The following is a 17210-nucleotide window of genomic DNA, read 5'->3' as shown; positions in this document are numbered from 1 at the left end:
CACCCATCAAATAAATAATAATTTGATATTGGGTCTTGATTATTTCAAACAAATACGCTAATAATTGAGGTAACAAGCTTGTCACTCCTTTGTTTTTGGTTGGTAGGTGTCGTTACCTCAATCATACCGCAAACAACAGGGGTGGCAAGCTTTTTTTATCATTGATTGCGTAAAATCAACAAAAATCAAGGGTATGTCTTTAAAACTTTTGACAGTACCAAAAAGGTTTAGGGGGGCTTGCAATGGATATATGGATAAATAAAGGATTTTCGATTTCTACTAATAAAAAATACTTAGATGTAGATTTAATACATAATTTTTTGAGCCAAGAAGCTTACTGGTCAAAGGGGATACCGAAAGAAATAGTAATAAAGTCAATTGAAAATACACCCTTATGTTTTGGGGTTTATAAAGGTGAAATAAGTAATGAAGTTGGTGAACAAGTTGGATTTGCAAGGGTGATAACAGATTTAGCGACATATGCGTATCTTTGCGATGTGTTTATATTACCAGACTATCGTAAATTAGGATTATCAAAATGGTTAATGGAAATTATTACCAATCATCACGAACTACAAGGCATTCGTAGGTTCATGTTAGCTACTAAAGACGCACATTCATTATATAGCAAATATGGATTTGAGCCGATTGATAATCCAGAACTATTCATGATAAAACTTCGTAAATCCCCTTATCAACAATAAGGTTCTGGTGCAAAAAATGTATTCGTTTGAAAGAGACATCATATAGATTCCCATGGAATCTGACTTTAAGCAACCATTCCAAATAGTTGGTGGATGAACTTATTTTTCGTGGTGCCTGTGCACTGCGATCCGAAAAGTAGACAGTATAAATTCAGTTAACGTGAAGGAATCAGAGTGATAAAGCTCTGGTTCCTTTCCTTTTCTCGTCTTTTTCCTAGTGTCTCAGAACCCCGTGAAACTGTTAAGGAGAGCACTTGACAGCCCCACGGAGTTCTGAGGAGAGGTCGGTAAGACGAGAAGGAGGAAATATAGCCCACTTGTGCTCGTTGTTAACTAGCCTTTGCATATTGAGTCGGTGTCTGATAATGAAGAACACCTTGTATACGTTGGTGGTTGTAATAGCGAATGTAATCATGGATAAGCTGTGTTACCTCTTCCACACTTTTCGTACGTCGCAAGTCCTGCTCCATCCCTGTTTTAAGGTAGGAGAAAAAGCTTTCTATGCATGCGTTATCAAGCGCATTCGCTTTTCTCGACATACTTGGTGTGATCGAAAATGTATCCATCAGCGTTTTCCATCTTGTTGATCGATATGGCATTCCTTGATCTGAATGAAGAATTAAGGAATCCTTGATGTGTCTGATTTCTAATGCATATAATAGGGAATCTTCCACAAGTTGAACATCGTGTGTTGATGAAATCTGATGCCCGATAATTTCATTGTTGTGTAAATCCATAACGGCAGAAACAAATAGCTTTTTATCTTCCACGGCAATTTCCGTGACATCTGTGACCCATTTTTCATTCAAACGTGTCGTGGAAAAGTTTCTTTTTAATAGATTTTCATAAATATATCCAGCGGAAGTTGCTTTTTTCACTTTGGCGGGTTGTTTTCGTTTCATACGAGATTGACATTTTAATCCTAATTCTCTCATTAGTCGACGTACAACTTTTTCACTTACAGGTAGTTGATATTGATTGTTTAATACTGCGTGAATTTTTCGATATCCATATCTCCCTTTGTGTTCATGGAAAATCAAAGAGATATATTCTTTTAATTGTTGGTCTTTCTTAGACTCTTTTCTTCTCTTCTTCCCCTTTGTTTTCAAGTATTTATAGTAACCAGCTCTTGAAATATTTAGTTTTTCACATATTTTAGCAATCGGGTATTTCGTTTTCAGTTCGTCTACTACTTTGAACTTCGCTGTCTTCCCTCCCTTTTCAGAATTTGCAGATACTTTTTTAAAATTTCATTCTCCATCTCTAGTTCTCGTATGATGAAATCCTTGTCCATTTCAGGATGATTTCTAACTTTTCGTTTTAGTCCTACTTCCCCATACATTTCATACTGATCTATCCATTTATAAATATAGTCAGGATCTGTAATCTCAAGATGATGTGCAATGACTTTTACACTCTCTCCCGCCAAGGCTCTTTGAACGGCTTCCATCTTCAATTCTGGAGAATAGCTTTTATAAGTTCTTTGTTTTTTTGACATGTTCATCGGCTCCTTCCTGTCTTCTGTATGGACATCTTTTTCCCGATTTATACATGTCTACTTTCAAAGGCTCACTCCACTGTCACGCCCCGAATCTCCTTCTATAATAAATACAACTGGGAGGTTTAACTTATGGCTGACGAAAAAGTAGACTCCCTATTTTTTCGACTGTCGGAGGCAAGTCTGTGACTTGCCTTCGTCACGCCTTCGCGTGACAGATGACCGAACAACCAACCGCTTCACAGACAAATGCATTTGTCTGGAAGCGGTGTTGTTCGGTCATCCGACAGTCGAAACATCCCGATTACTCCATAAAAGACGAAAACGTTAAAGTTCCAAATTGTATTTATATACAATATTCGACACCATTTTCTCTTTCTTTTCAGTACAATAAAATTGGATAGTATATCCAGTTTACAGGAAGGAAATTGAAGTGACGACCGTTTGCAAAGCAGATTATGGCAGATTGATAAATCTAAAATCCACAAGATGAGATGTTAATTTTTGCGTTGATTTGCGGTCAGAAGCAATTAAGTGACTACGCCACGTATTTACGGAAGCAAACGAGCGGATATACTTGAAAGATAATACAATTAGAATCGAAAGAAATCGATTGAGAGAGTTGTAAACATTCGTTTAGATGCTTGTCAACTAATCAAACCATAGAGTTGGCAACACAGTATTGGTTCATGGGAATATCCCGTATCTACAACAACCGGCTGGAACACCGATTTATAAGGTATTACAAGCGCTAAAAGGTTTTTGAAAAACAGGGGGAAGCACATACTTGAAGGATGAGAAGAAATAAAAGTGTCTAAAATAGGTTTTTAAAAACCATATATAACAAAAAAATCTCCCGCAAAGTCTTGGCTCGATCTAAGTTTTCCGATTTTTGCACTTGATGTTATCTTTTTGTTACCATGTTTGTTGATAGTATTAGTATGAATAAGGAAGGAATGAAAAAGTCCGAACTGTTTTGTAGGCTTTTTCTATACAGAGGTCGGATAATCCATAATCATTTCGGAGGTAAATATGAGTGGACAAATATTAAGTCAGGCATTAGCAAAACTTTCAGGACATGATTTGCGATTAGTTTATGCTTTACTTTGTAAAACAAATATTTTCAATCTTATTTCCACAAAGACTAAGGACTTATTATCATCTGACGAATCAAATCATTTTTCAAAACATCTCGAAGAAGAAGCGAAAAAGTTGCTATCTAAAACAAATGAAGAAATTCGTTTGTCATTATTTCTAGAATTAACAAAAATTGCACAGTTAAAAGGTGGGAGATACGATTTAAAAAAAGAAATAGAGGATAAGTGTCAAGAGATTGTGGATTGGGCTTTCAATGAGTTTCAGAAAAAGAATAAAGAATTCCAACAATACTATAAAGAAAAAAATATAGACAAGTTAGAAGCAATGATACATTGGCAAATGAACCAAGTGTTTAAGGAATTGGACCTGAAGTTAACAGATTTATCTGAGTACGAACAGGATCAATTGGCTGAAAAAGTATTGGAGTTTGTGAACTCACTTCCTTCAGATCAACAAGAAAAAATTAAGGAAAAATTAGGTGTTCAGGAAATATCGAATAAAGTAGTCAAGAATATAGTGGTTCAAAGTGGTGCAAGCATTCTTTTTGCAACAATTGTTGAGGTAAGTGGTTTTGCTTTTTATACAACTGCGACATCGATGTTGGCAGCATTTATAGGTTTATTTGGAATCTCGTTGCCTTTCGGTGTATATACCACACTTACTTCAACAATCGCGTTTCTAGCAAACCCGTTATTTATTCTGCCTTTGATCTTAGGCGGGGGAGTATTGCTAGTTAATCATCAAAATAAATCATTACAAAAACGGTTAGTTCCAATCGTTTTAATGCAGATCTCCTTGCCATATTTAACAAATCCTGAAATATCCTATTATGACTTATCTGTTATCTCGAATGAATGGATTCCAAAATTTAATAAATATAAACAGTTATACCGTAAATTAAAGCTTAATCAAGAAAAACAAAGGAAACTAAATAGAGAGATTTCTGCATTGAATACAAAATTGCAAGCAGCAGAAGCAGATAAAAAAGAAAAAGAGAGCAAAGTTTCTGCAATAAAAGAAAAATTAAAAGAAAAGCTAAAAAATGATGAGGGCCGCCCTTATATAGAAGGACTAACGAACCAACTTCATTCAATGCAGAATCAAATCGTCGACTTAGAAGAACAAATTAAAATTGAAAAACGTTCATCAACCGGTTTTGGGAGATTCATAAAAACAGCATTAAAAACGAGTAACTATCGATTAGAGATTGCTAGTTTAAAAAGAAGAATTGATCAAACCTTTGAGCAAATGGTGGAGATTATTTTGCAGGGAAAGTTGGAGTATGCAAACGACCAATGTGGTCAAGTCAATTCCTTGCAATTGGAGATACAAGAATTACTCCAGCAAATTTCCACTTTGCAAATTCAGTTGTCTGAAAAAAATAAAGAATTATCTGATTTACAAATAAAGGAACGTGAAATTCAAAAAAAAATAAAAAACAAGGAAATCGAAACATATGGATTAGAACATATCGTATTAAACTAGCAGAAAGAAGAGATGAACGATTATGAAGGGTATAAAAAACGAGCAATTTTGGAATTTATGGAGACAAAAAAACTATGAAGAGGCATTATCGTGTTCGGTTGTTCCAACAGTGGCATCCAAAGAACAGCGTGTACGTAATCTATTATTTGGAGGAAAAAAACAAATTCAAGAGACAGTAGCTATTTCTACCATTAGTGTCGGTGAGTTTTTCTATGATTTCATCATGCTGGATCACATGGCAGTAGAAGGGATTGATTTTGCTAGGGAAGAAGACTTATCCCATCTTTTTTCCTTAAGTGAATTCGCCAAAACAGTTGATACTACTTCACTAACTGGAGATATGGCACAACTACAAGGGTATGTAGCAGAGCGAATGATAGGAAGCGAACTTCAAGCACGGGGGCATGATGTCGAATTTCCTGCTACTTCTAATCAAGCTGGTTATGATCTTCTTGTGGATGGGGAACCATTTCAAGTAAAAAATTTAATTAATCCACAAGGAGTACGAGAGCATTTAGAGAGATATCCTAATATTCCTGTTTATGTTAATGAGGAACTAGGTAAATATTTTGGAGGGAATCCTCAGGTATATGTTACTTCCGTTTCACATGAAGAGGTTATCAATGCAACAAAGCAGACGCTTTCTCACGCAGCCGATTTAACTGATTTTGAGATTCCTTATATTACGTTTATTATTTATACTGCTTCAAATGTAAAGAGAGTATGGAGAAATGATCTTACAATTGAGCAAGCTGTTATAAATATTTTAGTTGATTCTACCGCAAAGATTGCATTTGCAGGTTTAGGAAAAATGATAGGAACAACCCTTGGTGTTGCATTATTTGGTCCACAGTATGGAATTTTGTCAGCAGGCATAGGTGCCATACTTTTTGGTTCTCAAAGCCGTTATGCATCAAATTTTATTAAAAAAGCGCTGTCAAGAAAGGAAGAAAAAGAACTAAAAGACTCAGTCTTCTATCTATCAGAACCGATATTGAAAAAAGTGGATGAAAAAATCGAAATTAGACATCATAAGCTTTGTAGACTTAAAGAAGTGTTAGGGAAAAGTTGTGCAAATGAAATATTGTTTCAAAATCTAGCCACAATGCAGCACGAAGACATACAGTATATTACATATAAAAGAAAAGAGTTGGAGAAAATACTACGCGATATCCAAACTGGTCGGATATATATATTAGACGGGTATAAGGAGATAATAAAAACGATACCGAAAATAGGTGTTCATCCTCGCAATTATCAATCTGAGTTAGAGTTTACAAATGATAGATTTATAAAACTGAGAGAAAAGATGTTATGAAATGTAACTACTCAGCCTAAAGACGGCGTATTTTTGTGGTGTGTTATGGCAAGTCAAAAAAGAGGCGACATCGTGTCGCTTCTTTTTGTATTCGCAACCGTAACCCGAGTTCGACAGTGGCTAGGCAAACAAAATGCCTCTAATCCCTTGATACCAAAGGGCTCAGAGGCATTTGGGCATACTTCAGGCGTGTATCTAGGTGCTAGGATGGATGCCTAGCTGGATACGGTGCACTGTCACTCCTCGAGGATTGGCGAGATTTGCAGAAATAGAGAGTCATAGCGCGTGTACTTCTCCGCGATCTTTGACTCTCTTTGCTTTTTATTGTAGGAAATGTGCCTTCACATTTTGAAATTCAAATTGTTCCCTTAGGAACGCCTGCTATACGATTAGGTTTGGCTGTTTTTGTTCTCGCTGTTGAAGGAAGAAGCATATTTTGAACACATTTTGGTGATGGAGTCACGAATGTCGTTAATCGGGTTGTGTCGCTGTATAAGAGCCGCAGCTGCAACAAGAGCGCCTAGTGCTTTAGCGTGTATGATCCGCTCTCGCTTTTCTTCTCATGTCAGCTGCTAGCTCCGTATCTTCCCTAGTGACGTCATCAATTTGATCAGCCATTTGGATATGCTTTTTTATTGCGAGAGGTTTCCTCGCGGCTATTCGAAAAAATGCTGATAAAACATCCTCGTTCGTGTTTATACACAGCCTTCATTTTGTTTTGAGAAGCGTTTCATGCGCTGTTTCTTTTTTCCCCCTCTGCGTATGTAAATGGATAAAACCATAATGGTTAATAATCGTCTCGATCAAAATTTTCTTCTGGTCTTTCCCTTTCAATTTAATATTCATTTGCCGCCCGATGGCGATAATATCGTCTTTTTTGAAGCGGGATAAAAATGAAATGGCTTCTTCTTTGTTCATCGTTTTTATTTTTTGGATAACAGCTGTGTAATCTGGTATGTCGTCTACCTTCGGTTGCTGCGCTGGTTTGTTCGTACGGGCGCTCGAGAGTCTTACGGATAAATCTGTCAACATCTCGTCAACGGTGACCGATTCATACTGCTTTAAAATCGCCAGCACTTTTTCTAAAGTATCGATTGCTGTTTGTACTTTCATACTACCACTCCATCGGCAGCAGGAATGTCACCATTTTTGCAGAAAAGCTTGAAAAAATTCCGATTTCTGACCGTTGAATTACGCAAACAAAACTGGCGTGATTACGTTTGTCATGACAAGCCATTATTTTGTTGTCGTTAAATGATAAAATTGGTAATATGGAAACATGAACGAAGAATATGGGACATAAAAACGATTTTACTTCTTTCTGAGTTACGTTCAACTGTTACACCTGATGGACAACGATTTGCACTTTGGTTATAAAGGAAAATGCAGGGTAATGGGTTGTTAGGTGTTAAGGGCATACCAATAAACCTATTTTTATATAATTGAAGGGGGGATTCCGTTGGCAAGCTATCAGAATATAAATATGAAAAAAATGATCGCCAATTTGTTCCGGGCTCGTTTCCCATTTCTGTATATTTCTACATGGGAGGAAGAAAGAGTCCTCTCATTTATTCGTTCCATTGCTTCTGATATTTCGTTAATCAAAACGTCTAGGGAAGTGATTACATGGAAGTTGACGACAGGGCTCGCGACCAATGAGAAATTATTTCATGACACAAAAAATCCAATGAAAGCGTTGGAGTTTATAGAAAATTATGAAGAGCCAGCCATTTTTGTGCTTCACGATTTTCATATTTATTTTGGCGAACAAAATAGGTGTCCAGATTTTCAAATTATCAGGAAATTAAGAGATATGGCTATAAATATTAAACAAAGTGCCTATCCGAAAAATGTTGTTTTTGTTTCTCCGATTCTTCTGCTTCCACTAGAACTTCAAAAAGATGTTACTATTATCGATTTCGAGCTTCCTACTTTCGAAGAGATTATGCGCATTTTAGAAGAAATGATTGATGTGAATAAGCAAAACGGGCGGATTACGATCAACTTAAAAGATAATGAAAAAGAAAAATTGGCTAAGGCAGCGTTAGGTCTGACTCTTTCGGAAGCAGAAAATGCCTTTGCGAGGGCAATGGTAGAGGACGGTCGGCTTGATATCAATGATGTGGAAGTGATTTTAAAAGAAAAAGAACAAATTATCAAAAAAACAGGAATTTTAGAGTTTATACATAGCGACTTCAATATGGATGATGTGGGTGGGTTAGAAAATTTAAAAAGATGGCTGAAGAAGCGAAATAAATCGTGGCTCGAATCAGCTCAACGGTACGGTCTTCCTTCTCCAAAAGGAGTATTAATTACCGGTGTTCCTGGATGCGGAAAAAGCTTAATCAGTAAAGCAATTAGTGCGATGTGGCAACTTCCATTGCTTCGGTTAGATATAGGGAAAATTTTCAGTGGAGTTGTTGGCAGTAGCGAGGAAAATATGAGGAAAGCCATCAAAACAGCTGAAGCGATAGCACCTTCTATTCTTTGGATTGATGAGATTGAAAAAGGGTTTAGCGGGGTACAATCTGCTGGTGATAGCGGCACAACGTCACGGGTTTTTGGACATTTTTTAACATGGATGCAGGAAAAAACGAAGCCAGTGTTTGTTGTTGCGACCGCGAATAACATTGCTGGTTTACCGCCGGAGTTTTTGCGGAAGGGACGGTTTGACGAAGTGTTTTTCGTTGATCTTCCAACCTATCGAGAGCGGATTGAGATTTTCCGGGTTCATTTAAATAAAAGATTAAAAGACCCCAAAGCGATAGGTACTTTTACTGTTTCTGAGGAAATTTTAAATAAACTCGCTAATTTAACAGAAGGGTTTATTGGGGCAGAAATTGAACAAATCGTCATCGATGGATTGTTTGAAGCGTTTTCCGAAGATCGAAGTGTGACATTCGAGGATTTTGAAAAAGCATGTAAAAAAATTGTTCCTCTCTCTGTTACGCAGGCAGAACAAATTCAGAAGATTCGTGAATGGGCGAACGTTCGAGCTGTAACAGCTACCCCTCGAGAAGATTTAGAGGAGTATGTAGCAAACGATTCAAATAACCATGATGATATACGCCGATTGCGTGGAGGGAGAACAATAGATTTCTAAAATAAATTTTAAAGGTGAGTGAGATGAGTATTGAGCTTGTGTTAATTCCAATCGGAATTGCAGTTACGCAATCTATCAGTTCTATGCTTGGAAAGAATATGGGAATAGATCGAAGTTTCAAGCTTATAACGGTCATGAAGGATGAAACGTTGTTGCAAAAGGCATTAGAGCAATACGGGTGCCATGTAAACGTGTTGACAAACGATAACTATGAAACGGAAATAGCAACAACGAAAATCTTTTTTGAAAAAAATGAGGATGGAGTTTTTGAAGCCATTTTTCCTGAAGAGGTAAAAGTGGAGGACGCAACCGTTTTTATTGAAAATCTTACGAGTGAATACAAATATGTCCTTCAACAAGAAACATATAAAAAAGTTATCGAGAGAGCGAGAGAAAAAGGGTTTATTTTAGAAGCAGAAGAAATACAGCAAGATCGAACGATTGTGCTGACTTTAAGAGTAAATTCATAAGGTGATCGATATGGGCGAGAAAAAAGTTATTATCAAAATCACAGAAGATGGAAAGATTTTCGCTGAGACAGTAGGGATTAAAGGCAAGCAATGTCTTGACTATATTCACGTATTAGAAGAGTTACTTGAAGCTGAAACGGTCGATTCCGAATTTACGCATGAGTATTTTGAAACAAATGTTTTAATCAATCGGACACAACAACAAATCATTAAGGGGGAGTGAGAGTGTGAGAAAACAGATTACGAACAAGGGAAGAAAGTGGGAAATGATGAATTCCTTTTGGATGCTTTGGACTTTTTTCCCGTTTGGATTTTTTAACTATATTTCTTTCTTTTACGCCTCCTATAGAGTAAAACAAAGAAAATGGTTTATTGCCGGGGTGCTCTATTCGATTCCGTTTATTTTGTTTTGGATTGTGGACGAAATAGTTGATGAAAACCATTGGTTGAATGATTTGTCATTTATAGCCCTTTTCTTTTCTTGGGTTGTATCAATCATCCATGTTTTCAACATGAGAGCCGAGTATTTGCTTCGTCTTGAAGCAAGGTCTCTATCAAAAGCAAGCGAACTTGAGCAATTGAAAACATTGATTAAAGAAGAGTATAAAGTTGATACATTGATGAACGAAACTGCAAAAAATGCAGAGCACGTAAACCGGGACATGGAAGAACCTGTCACGGATCGATTAGTTGACATCAATACAGCAACAGAAGAAGAAATTGCCTCTATTCCTGCTATTGGGGGGCTATTAGCTAAAAAAGTAGTTGCTGTTCGCGAAAAGGAAGGCGGTTTTCAATCTTTGGAGCATTTTTCGAATTGTTTACAACTAAAACCGCATGTAATCGAAAAAATAAAGCCGTTTATTAAATTCCCTGAAGCTGAGGTGCCACCGAAACAAAATAAACATGAAGGAAGGGTAGTCGACTTTTAATGAAGCTCATGATTCATCGCTTTTTACCATTGACAATGGTAGAAGGCCCAGGGAAAAGGGCTTGCCTCTGGGTGCAAGGATGTTCAATCCGTTGTGATGGGTGTGCGGTCCCTTGGACATGGAACCACAACAATGGGGAGGAAAAAGAGATTCAAGCGTTGTTTGTTGAAATCGAAAAAAGCAAGAGGGAAAATGGCATTGAAGGCGTTACGTTTCTCGGGGGAGAACCGTTTGATCAAGCTCTGCCTTTAGCAAGGTTAGCTGCGATGGTGAGGGAAATCGGTTTATCCGTGATGACTTTTACCGGGTATCTATACGAAGATATTATATCGTTAAACAATCCGCATTATATGGAACTTTTGCAAATGACTGATTTACTTATCGACGGTCCATTTATGAAAGAAAAATTGGATGTAAGTCGACCATGGGTAGGTTCTTCAAATCAAAGATATCATTTCTTAACACCAAGGTATGAATACTTAAAGGAACAATTATTGGAGATTCCAAATAAAATTGAGGTTCGGTTAAATATAGACGGGTCAGTTTCCGTGAATGGCATGGTCACGCTTGACTCATTAAAGGAAATTTTGTTAGAGAAAGAATATAAGGTCGAAAAGAAAAGATGATGTGTGCCTGTTTACGCCCCGAATATTACCCAAGTTTCACAAAAACAGAGAGCCCTCCTCTCTGTTTTTTCCTTTTCCAAAGCAGGAACATTGTCGTGGTGCCTGTCACGCCCCGAGGATTGTCGAGATTTGTAGAAACAGAGAGTCAAGCGTGGCTCTCTGTTTTGCATGTGTGCTCCTCAAAATCTGTTCCCTTGCCAAACAAATAAACGCAAAATTCATTTTCCCCATTAAAAAGCCAATTTCCCTGACTTTTTTGCTTTTTATCGCAAAAAAAGAACGCTAGAAAATCCATTTTCCCCATTTGCATTTCCCTTATTCCTCTATTTTAATCAAGTTGTACTCTCCTACATTCCACGAAAGGATGATCCTCATGCAATACCTCGATTTGAAAATGGATTTTATGTTCAAGCAGATGTTTGGTCAACCGAGTCGCAAGTCGATTACGATGGCGTTTTTAAACGCGTTGTTGCATCGGAAAGAAGATGACCGAATCGTCGATGTGCAGTTTGAAAACACCGAACTGACGAAAGAAACAGAAGACGGGAAAACAGGGCGATTAGATGTCATTGTCCGTACGAATCTTGGGGAGCGCATTCATGTCGAGATTCAAATCATCCCGCAATACGGCATGCCGGAACGACTATTGTATTACTGGGCGCGGCTATTTTCGTCTTCGCTATCAAAAGGAGAACGGTACGAAACACTCCCTCCAACGATTATGATCGCCATCCTCAACTATCCGCTCTTTCCACACGAAACAGACCGCTTCCACACCGTTTTTCACATTCGTGAAGACGAAGAACAGTTTCTTTGGAGCCATCACCTTGAATTTCATGTGCTTGATTTGTCACAATTTATGGTAAAATGGAAGAAATACCGTCGGGATGTAAAACAATTGCCCGAATGGCCATGGCTAACGATGCTATCGGCTGTAGATTGTCGGACAAAAAAGGTGGATGAAGAAATGGTTCGCGAATTGGAGGGAGTCGCGATGACAGAACAAGAAATTTTAGAAGCGTTAGAAGAGTGGCAAAGTTTGAGCGTCGACCCAGAAAACCGCTATGCATACGAAATGCGGCTCAAATGGCTGCTTGATCAATTATCGAACATTCGCGGAAGTCGGGAAGAAGGGTTGAAAGAAGGATTGGAAAAAGGATTACAACAAGGATTGCAACAAGGCCTGCAGCAAGAAAAACGCCAGATCGCGAAAAAGATGCTGGAAAAAGGGTACGACGTACAGACGATTCATGAACTGACGGAGTTGTCTTGGGAAGAGATTGAGAAGCTGAAGTGATATCTTGCTTGTCAAAATCCAAAGAAACTCGTGGATTTTGCACGCTTGTTCCCCCTTTTTTAAACATGAACATGACCTTATATAACCAAGGGAGCCATCCGGCTCTCTTTAATCATGTATGCGTGTGTGTCAGTAAGAAGGAAAAACCGACTCTTATTTAGCAAAAAATGATCAAACTTTCCTGTTGGTTTCTACAATATTCGACAGTATTCTCCATTTTCTTTCAGTACAATTGAATCGGGGAATGTGCTCAATTTTAGGGGAGGGGATTGGAGTGACGACGATTTGCAAAGCGGATTATTATTATGGTGCGTTGCTTTCTGCACTAGTAAATGGTGGATTAGCACCAGCGTTGTTTGAAAAAGAAAACGACAGTCGGCAAATATATACGGTTACGACAAATAAAGCGAGTTATATTATTTACACGAAGTATCATACTACCCCATCTGGCTCCGAAGATTTCACATGGTCTTTCACATTTAGTGACAACGAAATGCAAGAAATTATAAATGTTCATCAAGGTAATTCAGATAAAACGCTAATTTTTGCTTTTATTTGCGGTCAGAAGCAAGTAATCGACTACAATCAAATTATTGCTATTGTGTACTGGGATGAATTTGTTGCATGCGTGGATGTAAATAAAAAGCAATCCCGTGGAACACCACGTTTATCGGTGAAAGCAGTGAAAGGCTCTCCACGTTTTCGCATTTATGGAAGCAAACGTGCTGATATGCTTGATGGCAAAGACAATACGATTAGAATTGAGAGAAATCGGTTGAAAACTCTATAAAGATAGTACCGATTTTTAGCAAACGGAGGCATAGAAATGAACGTAAAAGAACTTATTTCGCTCATTAAAGAAGAAGTCCCAAATAAAGCAATTGATTTAATGGATAGCTTAGAATTGCTAAAGGAAACAATCGCTGATACGTTAACGGAAATATTGAAGAAAAGCCATACAGCATTCCAGCAAAGAAACTTGACAAAATGGAATGAACTTAACCGTCTAATCGATCAAATTGTTCCAATTGAAGAGAGGATTGCGCAAATTATCGAAGAATTAGACTTGGATGTTACGGTGAAAGAAAGTGAAATGGAAAGACGGGTGTTGCCGAATTATTCCGATTATCTAGTGGATTCCAATGTGGAACATACTTTATATGAAGATTATACTCATCGCCGACCATGCGCGTTTAAAATGAATGATAATCCACGTATCGAAGTGAGCACATGGAAAGAGATGCTAATTAAAACTTGTGAGATATTGATGGAAAAGGATGAGGAAAAGTTTTTGAGTTTTGAACATTTAGACAAAATGAATGGTAAGAAAAGAAAATATTTTTCTGTTAGTTCGGATGGCATGAGGGAACCAGTGAGTATTAAAGGGAAAATGTATATTGAAACGCTGATGAACAGTAACGGATTCCGAAACTTAGTTATTAAACTTTTGAAAGAATACAACTTAAAGATTAGTGATTATAAAATTTATTTACGCGCCGATTATTCAGAGTTAAATCAGTAAGGGAGGAAAGAGGCTGATGCGGTGCCACTGTCACTCCCCGAGGATTGTCGAGATTTGTAGAAACAGAGAGTCATAGCGTGGCTCTCTGTTTTTGCATGTATGCTGCGATCTTCGGCTCTCTTTGCTTTTTATTGTGCGAAATGCTTCACAACATTTTGAAATTTAAATCGTTTCCTTAGGAACGCCTGCTATACGATTAGGTACGGATGTTTTTGTTCTCGCTGTCGAAGGAAGAAGTGTATTTTGCGCTTTCATATTGCAGTAATCGGATTGGGAAATATCTTGTTGCAGAAGACGTATTTTGAAAATATTTTGGTGATGCGGTCAAGAATGTCGTTAATTGGGTTTTCACGCAATGCGTTCGAATAAAAATGCTGATGTTCCTTCTAAAACCATCTGCTTTCGGTATAGGTTTTGACAAATTCGCCGTAAGCTTTCTTATCTATTATAGGATTCACATAATCTAACTTTCGATCTTTATAAGTATAGTTATCTCGAATCCAATGAAAGTCTTTATCGTTATTACTAATTAATATGGCATTATGTATAAGAGCCGCAGCTGCAACAAGAGCGTCTGGTGCTTTAATACTCTTTTTGCGTGTACGATCGGCTCTTGCTTTTCTTCTTATGTCAGCTGCTAGCTCCGTATCTTCTCTAGTGACGTCATAGATTTGATCAGCCATTTGAATATATCCTTTTCTATTTTCTCTTATATCAGGATCTGTTTCGATTTCGAAATGAGACATGATTTCCATCTCAATCAAGGTAGTCATAATAATCTCTGCCTCATCTTCAATCAGCTGTTCAATGAACTCCACTGCATCAGGGTAACCCATTTCATGTGCTGCGTATATATTTGTATCGATTAGTACTTTGGTTGACAATGCTTAATCCTCCCACTCTTCTCTATTTGCAATTCTTAATGATTCCAACACGCCTTCTTTGCTAAATAACTTTGCACTACCAGCCAGACGTTTGTGTAACGCTTTCTTTTCTTCCTTGGTTAGCTTCTTCTTTTCAGGTCGCACTTGAATGACCTCCTTCATTTGCTCTTCTGTTAGAACAGATGCTCCAATTCGGTAATGATGACGGTTTTGACGCACTATTCTCTTTAAAATTGGGCGTTTTGCTGTTCCTGTTGTTATATGATATGCGCCACGGTTCCTTTTTTTGTTAGTTCTCATTTGCATCCCCACCTTGGTTGAGGTTTTATACATATTATATCATGTTTCAAGAAGTCATATCGATTATACCTTTTAAAATATATTCCCTTTTTTCACGAGTTTCTTCTCCATAGGTTGCAATAAAGAATTTCCGATTTTTTCTGTGAAAATAACGGATCCATGAGCGGTTATTTTCATGCGTGGGTGGTGAGCAAAACTTGCTCATGGATGTTTTGTTTCCGTTTTCTTCTCCATACAAGCTGATATGATATAACGTGGCAAGTGATCAGCTGGATGTTAGGTCGTGGTACCTGTCCCACACCGAGAATTATTTAACAGAGAGTCAAGCGTGGCTCTCTGTTTTGCATGTGTGCTCCTCAAAATCTGTTCCCTTGCCAAACAAATAAACGCAAAATTCATTTTCCCGTCATTAAAAGCCAATTTCCCCCGGCTCTCTTTGCTTTTTATTGTAGGAAATGTGCATGAAAATGGAATTTTCCCCATTTGCATTTCTTATTTTCCGGTTTTAGGATCTTCACCAAAAGTTGTGCTTGATTTTTTCATAACATGCCCCACTTACGCTTGTGAGGAAAAATCAGTAAATCAATGATTTTTGCACATCATTGTTCAGGAGAACCTATCGCTTGTCAAGTACATTTTGTGGTGATGAACCGGTTTTAATCAAATTGTCCCTCTATATTCCACGAAAGGATGATCCTCATGCAATACCTCGATTTGAAAATAGATTTTATGTTCAAGCAGATGTTTGGCCAACCGAGCCGAAAGTCGATTACGATGGCGTTTTTAAACGCGCTTTTGCATCGGACAGGGGACGAGCGAATCGTCGATGTGCAGTTTGAAAATACTGAGCTAACGAAAGAAACAGAAGACGGAAAAACAGGACGGCTAGACGTCATTGTTCGCACGAATCTTGGCGAGCGCATTCATGTCGAGATTCAAATTATCCCGCAATACGGCATGCCGGAACGGCTATTGTATTACTGGGCGCGGCTATTTTCGTCTTCGCTATCAAAAGGAGAACGGTACGAAACACTTCCTCCAACGATTAGATCGCCATCCTCAACTATCCGCTCTTTCCACACGAAACCGACCGCTTCCACACCGTTTTTCACATTCGTGAAGATGAAGAACAGTTTCTTTGGAGCCATCATCTTGAATTTCATGTGCTTGATTTGTCACAATTTATGGTAAAATGGAAGAAATACCGCCGGGATGTAAAACAATCACCCGAATGGCCATGGCTAACGATGTTGTCGGCGGTGGACAGTCGGACGAAAAAGATTGATGAAGAGATAGTTCGCGAATTGGAGGGAATCGCGATGACGGAACAAGAAATTTTAGAAGCATTGGAAGAGTGGCAAAGTTTAAGCGTCGACCCAGAAAACCGCTATGCGTACGAAATGCGGTTGAAATGGCTGCTTGATCAATTATCGAACATTCGCGGAAGTCGGGAAGAAGGACGAGAAGAAGGTTTGAAAGAAGGTTTGAAAAGAGGATTGGAACAAGGACGGGCAGAGGGACTGAAAGAAGGCATAAAGCAAAAAGAGCGGGAAATGATTAGGAAAATGATCGAAAAAGGGATGAGCATTGCACAAATTGCTCATATCCTAGACAGAGATGAAGAAGATGTTAGGGGAATGGTGGAATCTTCCTAGTCGAGGTACCTCCCCCTGAAAATATCCGAAATTTACATATATATCCATGATGTGACTCCCTGTTTTCGCATGTGCGCTCGTCAAAATCCATTCCCTCACCAACAAGTAAAAGCAAAATTCATTCTTCTCTATTTGCGTCTCTCTTATTCCCCTATTTTAATTGGATGAAGGAGTGAAAGAAGGGGTATGAAGGAAAAAAGTAGGAAATTCTAAACGTTGCCGAAATTGCCAATATATTTGATTTGACAGAAGAAGTTCAGGGGAAATGGTAAGAATATTGCTATTCTATCATTTCTTTAGCCGCTGAACTAACAAATA

The 17210-nt window shown here is 38.0% G+C and carries 16 protein-coding genes and 1 pseudogene; 12 read left to right on the top strand and 5 right to left on the bottom strand.

Annotated elements, in window-relative coordinates:
• Positions 1–242: 242 nt before the first annotated feature.
• The gene (locus HNQ34_RS15325) at positions 243–704 is read left to right on the top strand and encodes a GNAT family N-acetyltransferase (protein ID WP_183256096.1); all 462 of its coding nucleotides are present in this window, start codon (positions 243–245) and stop codon (positions 702–704) included.
• A 329-nt stretch (positions 705–1033) separates the two neighbouring features.
• Here HNQ34_RS15325 and HNQ34_RS15320 read toward each other — a convergent pair whose 3' ends face one another.
• On the bottom strand, positions 1034–1867 hold the full coding sequence (locus HNQ34_RS15320) for an IS3 family transposase (RefSeq protein ID WP_312856140.1): 834 nt from the start codon (positions 1865–1867) through the stop codon (positions 1034–1036).
• A 26-nt stretch (positions 1868–1893) separates the two neighbouring features.
• Positions 1894–2202 (bottom strand): transposase, encoded by a 309-nt coding sequence (locus HNQ34_RS15315; protein ID WP_246364248.1) that lies wholly within the window; start codon positions 2200–2202, stop codon positions 1894–1896.
• A 1032-nt stretch (positions 2203–3234) separates the two neighbouring features.
• On the opposite strand from HNQ34_RS15315, the gene HNQ34_RS15310 reads away from it, so the two are divergent.
• On the top strand, positions 3235–4785 hold the full coding sequence (locus HNQ34_RS15310; RefSeq protein WP_183256092.1) for a hypothetical protein: 1551 nt from the start codon (positions 3235–3237) through the stop codon (positions 4783–4785).
• A gap of 22 nt (positions 4786–4807) precedes the next feature.
• Entirely contained in the window at positions 4808–6103 is a 1296-nt protein-coding gene (locus tag HNQ34_RS15305) for a hypothetical protein (protein ID WP_183256090.1), read from the top strand.
• Between the two features lie 708 nt (positions 6104–6811).
• Here the strand turns inward: HNQ34_RS15305 and HNQ34_RS15300 are convergent.
• The gene (locus tag HNQ34_RS15300; protein ID WP_183256088.1) at positions 6812–7216 is read right to left on the bottom strand and encodes a hypothetical protein; all 405 of its coding nucleotides are present in this window, start codon (positions 7214–7216) and stop codon (positions 6812–6814) included.
• 346 nt (positions 7217–7562) lie between these two features.
• Here HNQ34_RS15300 and HNQ34_RS15295 point away from each other — a divergent pair, with 346 nt between their 5' ends.
• From HNQ34_RS15295 to HNQ34_RS15260, 8 genes are all read left to right on the top strand, one after another.
• Positions 7563–9206, top strand: a complete 1644-nt coding sequence (locus HNQ34_RS15295) for an AAA family ATPase (protein WP_246364246.1) — start codon at positions 7563–7565, stop codon at positions 9204–9206.
• Positions 9207–9229: 23 nt separating this feature from the next.
• Positions 9230–9676, top strand: a complete 447-nt coding sequence (locus HNQ34_RS15290; RefSeq protein WP_183256086.1) for a DUF1257 domain-containing protein — start codon at positions 9230–9232, stop codon at positions 9674–9676.
• Positions 9677–9686: 10 nt separating this feature from the next.
• Positions 9687–9899: a DUF2997 domain-containing protein gene (locus HNQ34_RS15285; RefSeq protein ID WP_183256084.1), complete on the top strand. Its 213-nt coding sequence runs from the start codon at positions 9687–9689 to the stop codon at positions 9897–9899.
• 4 nt (positions 9900–9903) lie between these two features.
• Complete coding sequence (locus tag HNQ34_RS17830; protein WP_183256082.1) at positions 9904–10608, top strand: helix-hairpin-helix domain-containing protein; 705 nt, start codon at positions 9904–9906, stop codon at positions 10606–10608.
• Positions 10608–11234: a 4Fe-4S single cluster domain-containing protein gene (locus HNQ34_RS15275; RefSeq protein WP_183256080.1), complete on the top strand. Its 627-nt coding sequence runs from the start codon at positions 10608–10610 to the stop codon at positions 11232–11234. Before HNQ34_RS17830 ends, HNQ34_RS15275 begins: the two co-directional genes overlap by 1 nt.
• Before the next feature lie 373 nt (positions 11235–11607).
• On the top strand, positions 11608–12531 hold the full coding sequence (locus HNQ34_RS15270) for an Rpn family recombination-promoting nuclease/putative transposase (protein WP_183256077.1): 924 nt from the start codon (positions 11608–11610) through the stop codon (positions 12529–12531).
• A 274-nt stretch (positions 12532–12805) separates the two neighbouring features.
• A complete protein-coding gene (locus tag HNQ34_RS15265) occupies positions 12806–13321 on the top strand; it encodes a hypothetical protein (protein WP_183256076.1) in 516 nt (171 codons plus the stop codon).
• Positions 13322–13357: 36 nt separating this feature from the next.
• On the top strand, positions 13358–14053 hold the full coding sequence (locus HNQ34_RS15260) for a hypothetical protein (RefSeq protein WP_183256074.1): 696 nt from the start codon (positions 13358–13360) through the stop codon (positions 14051–14053).
• 386 nt (positions 14054–14439) lie between these two features.
• Here the strand turns inward: HNQ34_RS15260 and HNQ34_RS15255 are convergent, their stop codons facing one another.
• Positions 14440–14937: a PIN domain-containing protein gene (locus HNQ34_RS15255; protein ID WP_183256072.1), complete on the bottom strand. Its 498-nt coding sequence runs from the start codon at positions 14935–14937 to the stop codon at positions 14440–14442.
• 3 nt (positions 14938–14940) lie between these two features.
• Positions 14941–15237 carry a hypothetical protein gene (locus HNQ34_RS15250; RefSeq protein ID WP_183256104.1) on the bottom strand — a complete coding sequence of 99 codons (297 nt, stop codon included), beginning with the start codon at positions 15235–15237 and terminating at the stop codon, positions 14941–14943.
• Positions 15238–15927: 690 nt separating this feature from the next.
• Here HNQ34_RS15250 and HNQ34_RS17960 point away from each other — a divergent pair.
• Positions 15928–16892 (top strand): annotated as a pseudogene (locus HNQ34_RS17960) (Rpn family recombination-promoting nuclease/putative transposase).
• Positions 16893–17210: the final 318 nt, after the last annotated feature.

The sequence above is a fragment of the Anoxybacteroides tepidamans genome, assembly GCF_014201465.1.
In the GTDB taxonomy this organism is placed as follows: Bacteria; Bacillota; Bacilli; order Bacillales; family Anoxybacillaceae; genus Anoxybacteroides; species Anoxybacteroides tepidamans.
This window is presented reverse-complemented; position numbering and strand designations above follow the sequence as displayed.

What these genes read in the sequence shown, in the direction of transcription:
- HNQ34_RS15325 (WP_183256096.1), top strand. Translation starts at nt 243, where the DNA reads ATGGATATATGGATAAATAAAGGATTTTCGATTTCTACTAATAAAAAA.
- HNQ34_RS15315 (WP_246364248.1), bottom strand. Translation starts at nt 2,202, where the DNA reads ATGTCAAAAAAACAAAGAACTTATAAAAGCTATTCTCCAGAATTGAAG.
- HNQ34_RS15310 (WP_183256092.1), top strand. Translation starts at nt 3,235, where the DNA reads ATGAGTGGACAAATATTAAGTCAGGCATTAGCAAAACTTTCAGGACAT.
- HNQ34_RS15305 (WP_183256090.1), top strand. Translation starts at nt 4,808, where the DNA reads ATGAAGGGTATAAAAAACGAGCAATTTTGGAATTTATGGAGACAAAAA.
- HNQ34_RS15300 (WP_183256088.1), bottom strand. Translation starts at nt 7,216, where the DNA reads ATGAAAGTACAAACAGCAATCGATACTTTAGAAAAAGTGCTGGCGATT.
- HNQ34_RS15290 (WP_183256086.1), top strand. Translation starts at nt 9,230, where the DNA reads ATGAGTATTGAGCTTGTGTTAATTCCAATCGGAATTGCAGTTACGCAA.
- HNQ34_RS15285 (WP_183256084.1), top strand. Translation starts at nt 9,687, where the DNA reads ATGGGCGAGAAAAAAGTTATTATCAAAATCACAGAAGATGGAAAGATT.
- HNQ34_RS15275 (WP_183256080.1), top strand. Translation starts at nt 10,608, where the DNA reads ATGAAGCTCATGATTCATCGCTTTTTACCATTGACAATGGTAGAAGGC.
- HNQ34_RS15270 (WP_183256077.1), top strand. Translation starts at nt 11,608, where the DNA reads ATGCAATACCTCGATTTGAAAATGGATTTTATGTTCAAGCAGATGTTT.
- HNQ34_RS15260 (WP_183256074.1), top strand. Translation starts at nt 13,358, where the DNA reads ATGAACGTAAAAGAACTTATTTCGCTCATTAAAGAAGAAGTCCCAAAT.
- HNQ34_RS15250 (WP_183256104.1), bottom strand. Translation starts at nt 15,237, where the DNA reads ATGAGAACTAACAAAAAAAGGAACCGTGGCGCATATCATATAACAACA.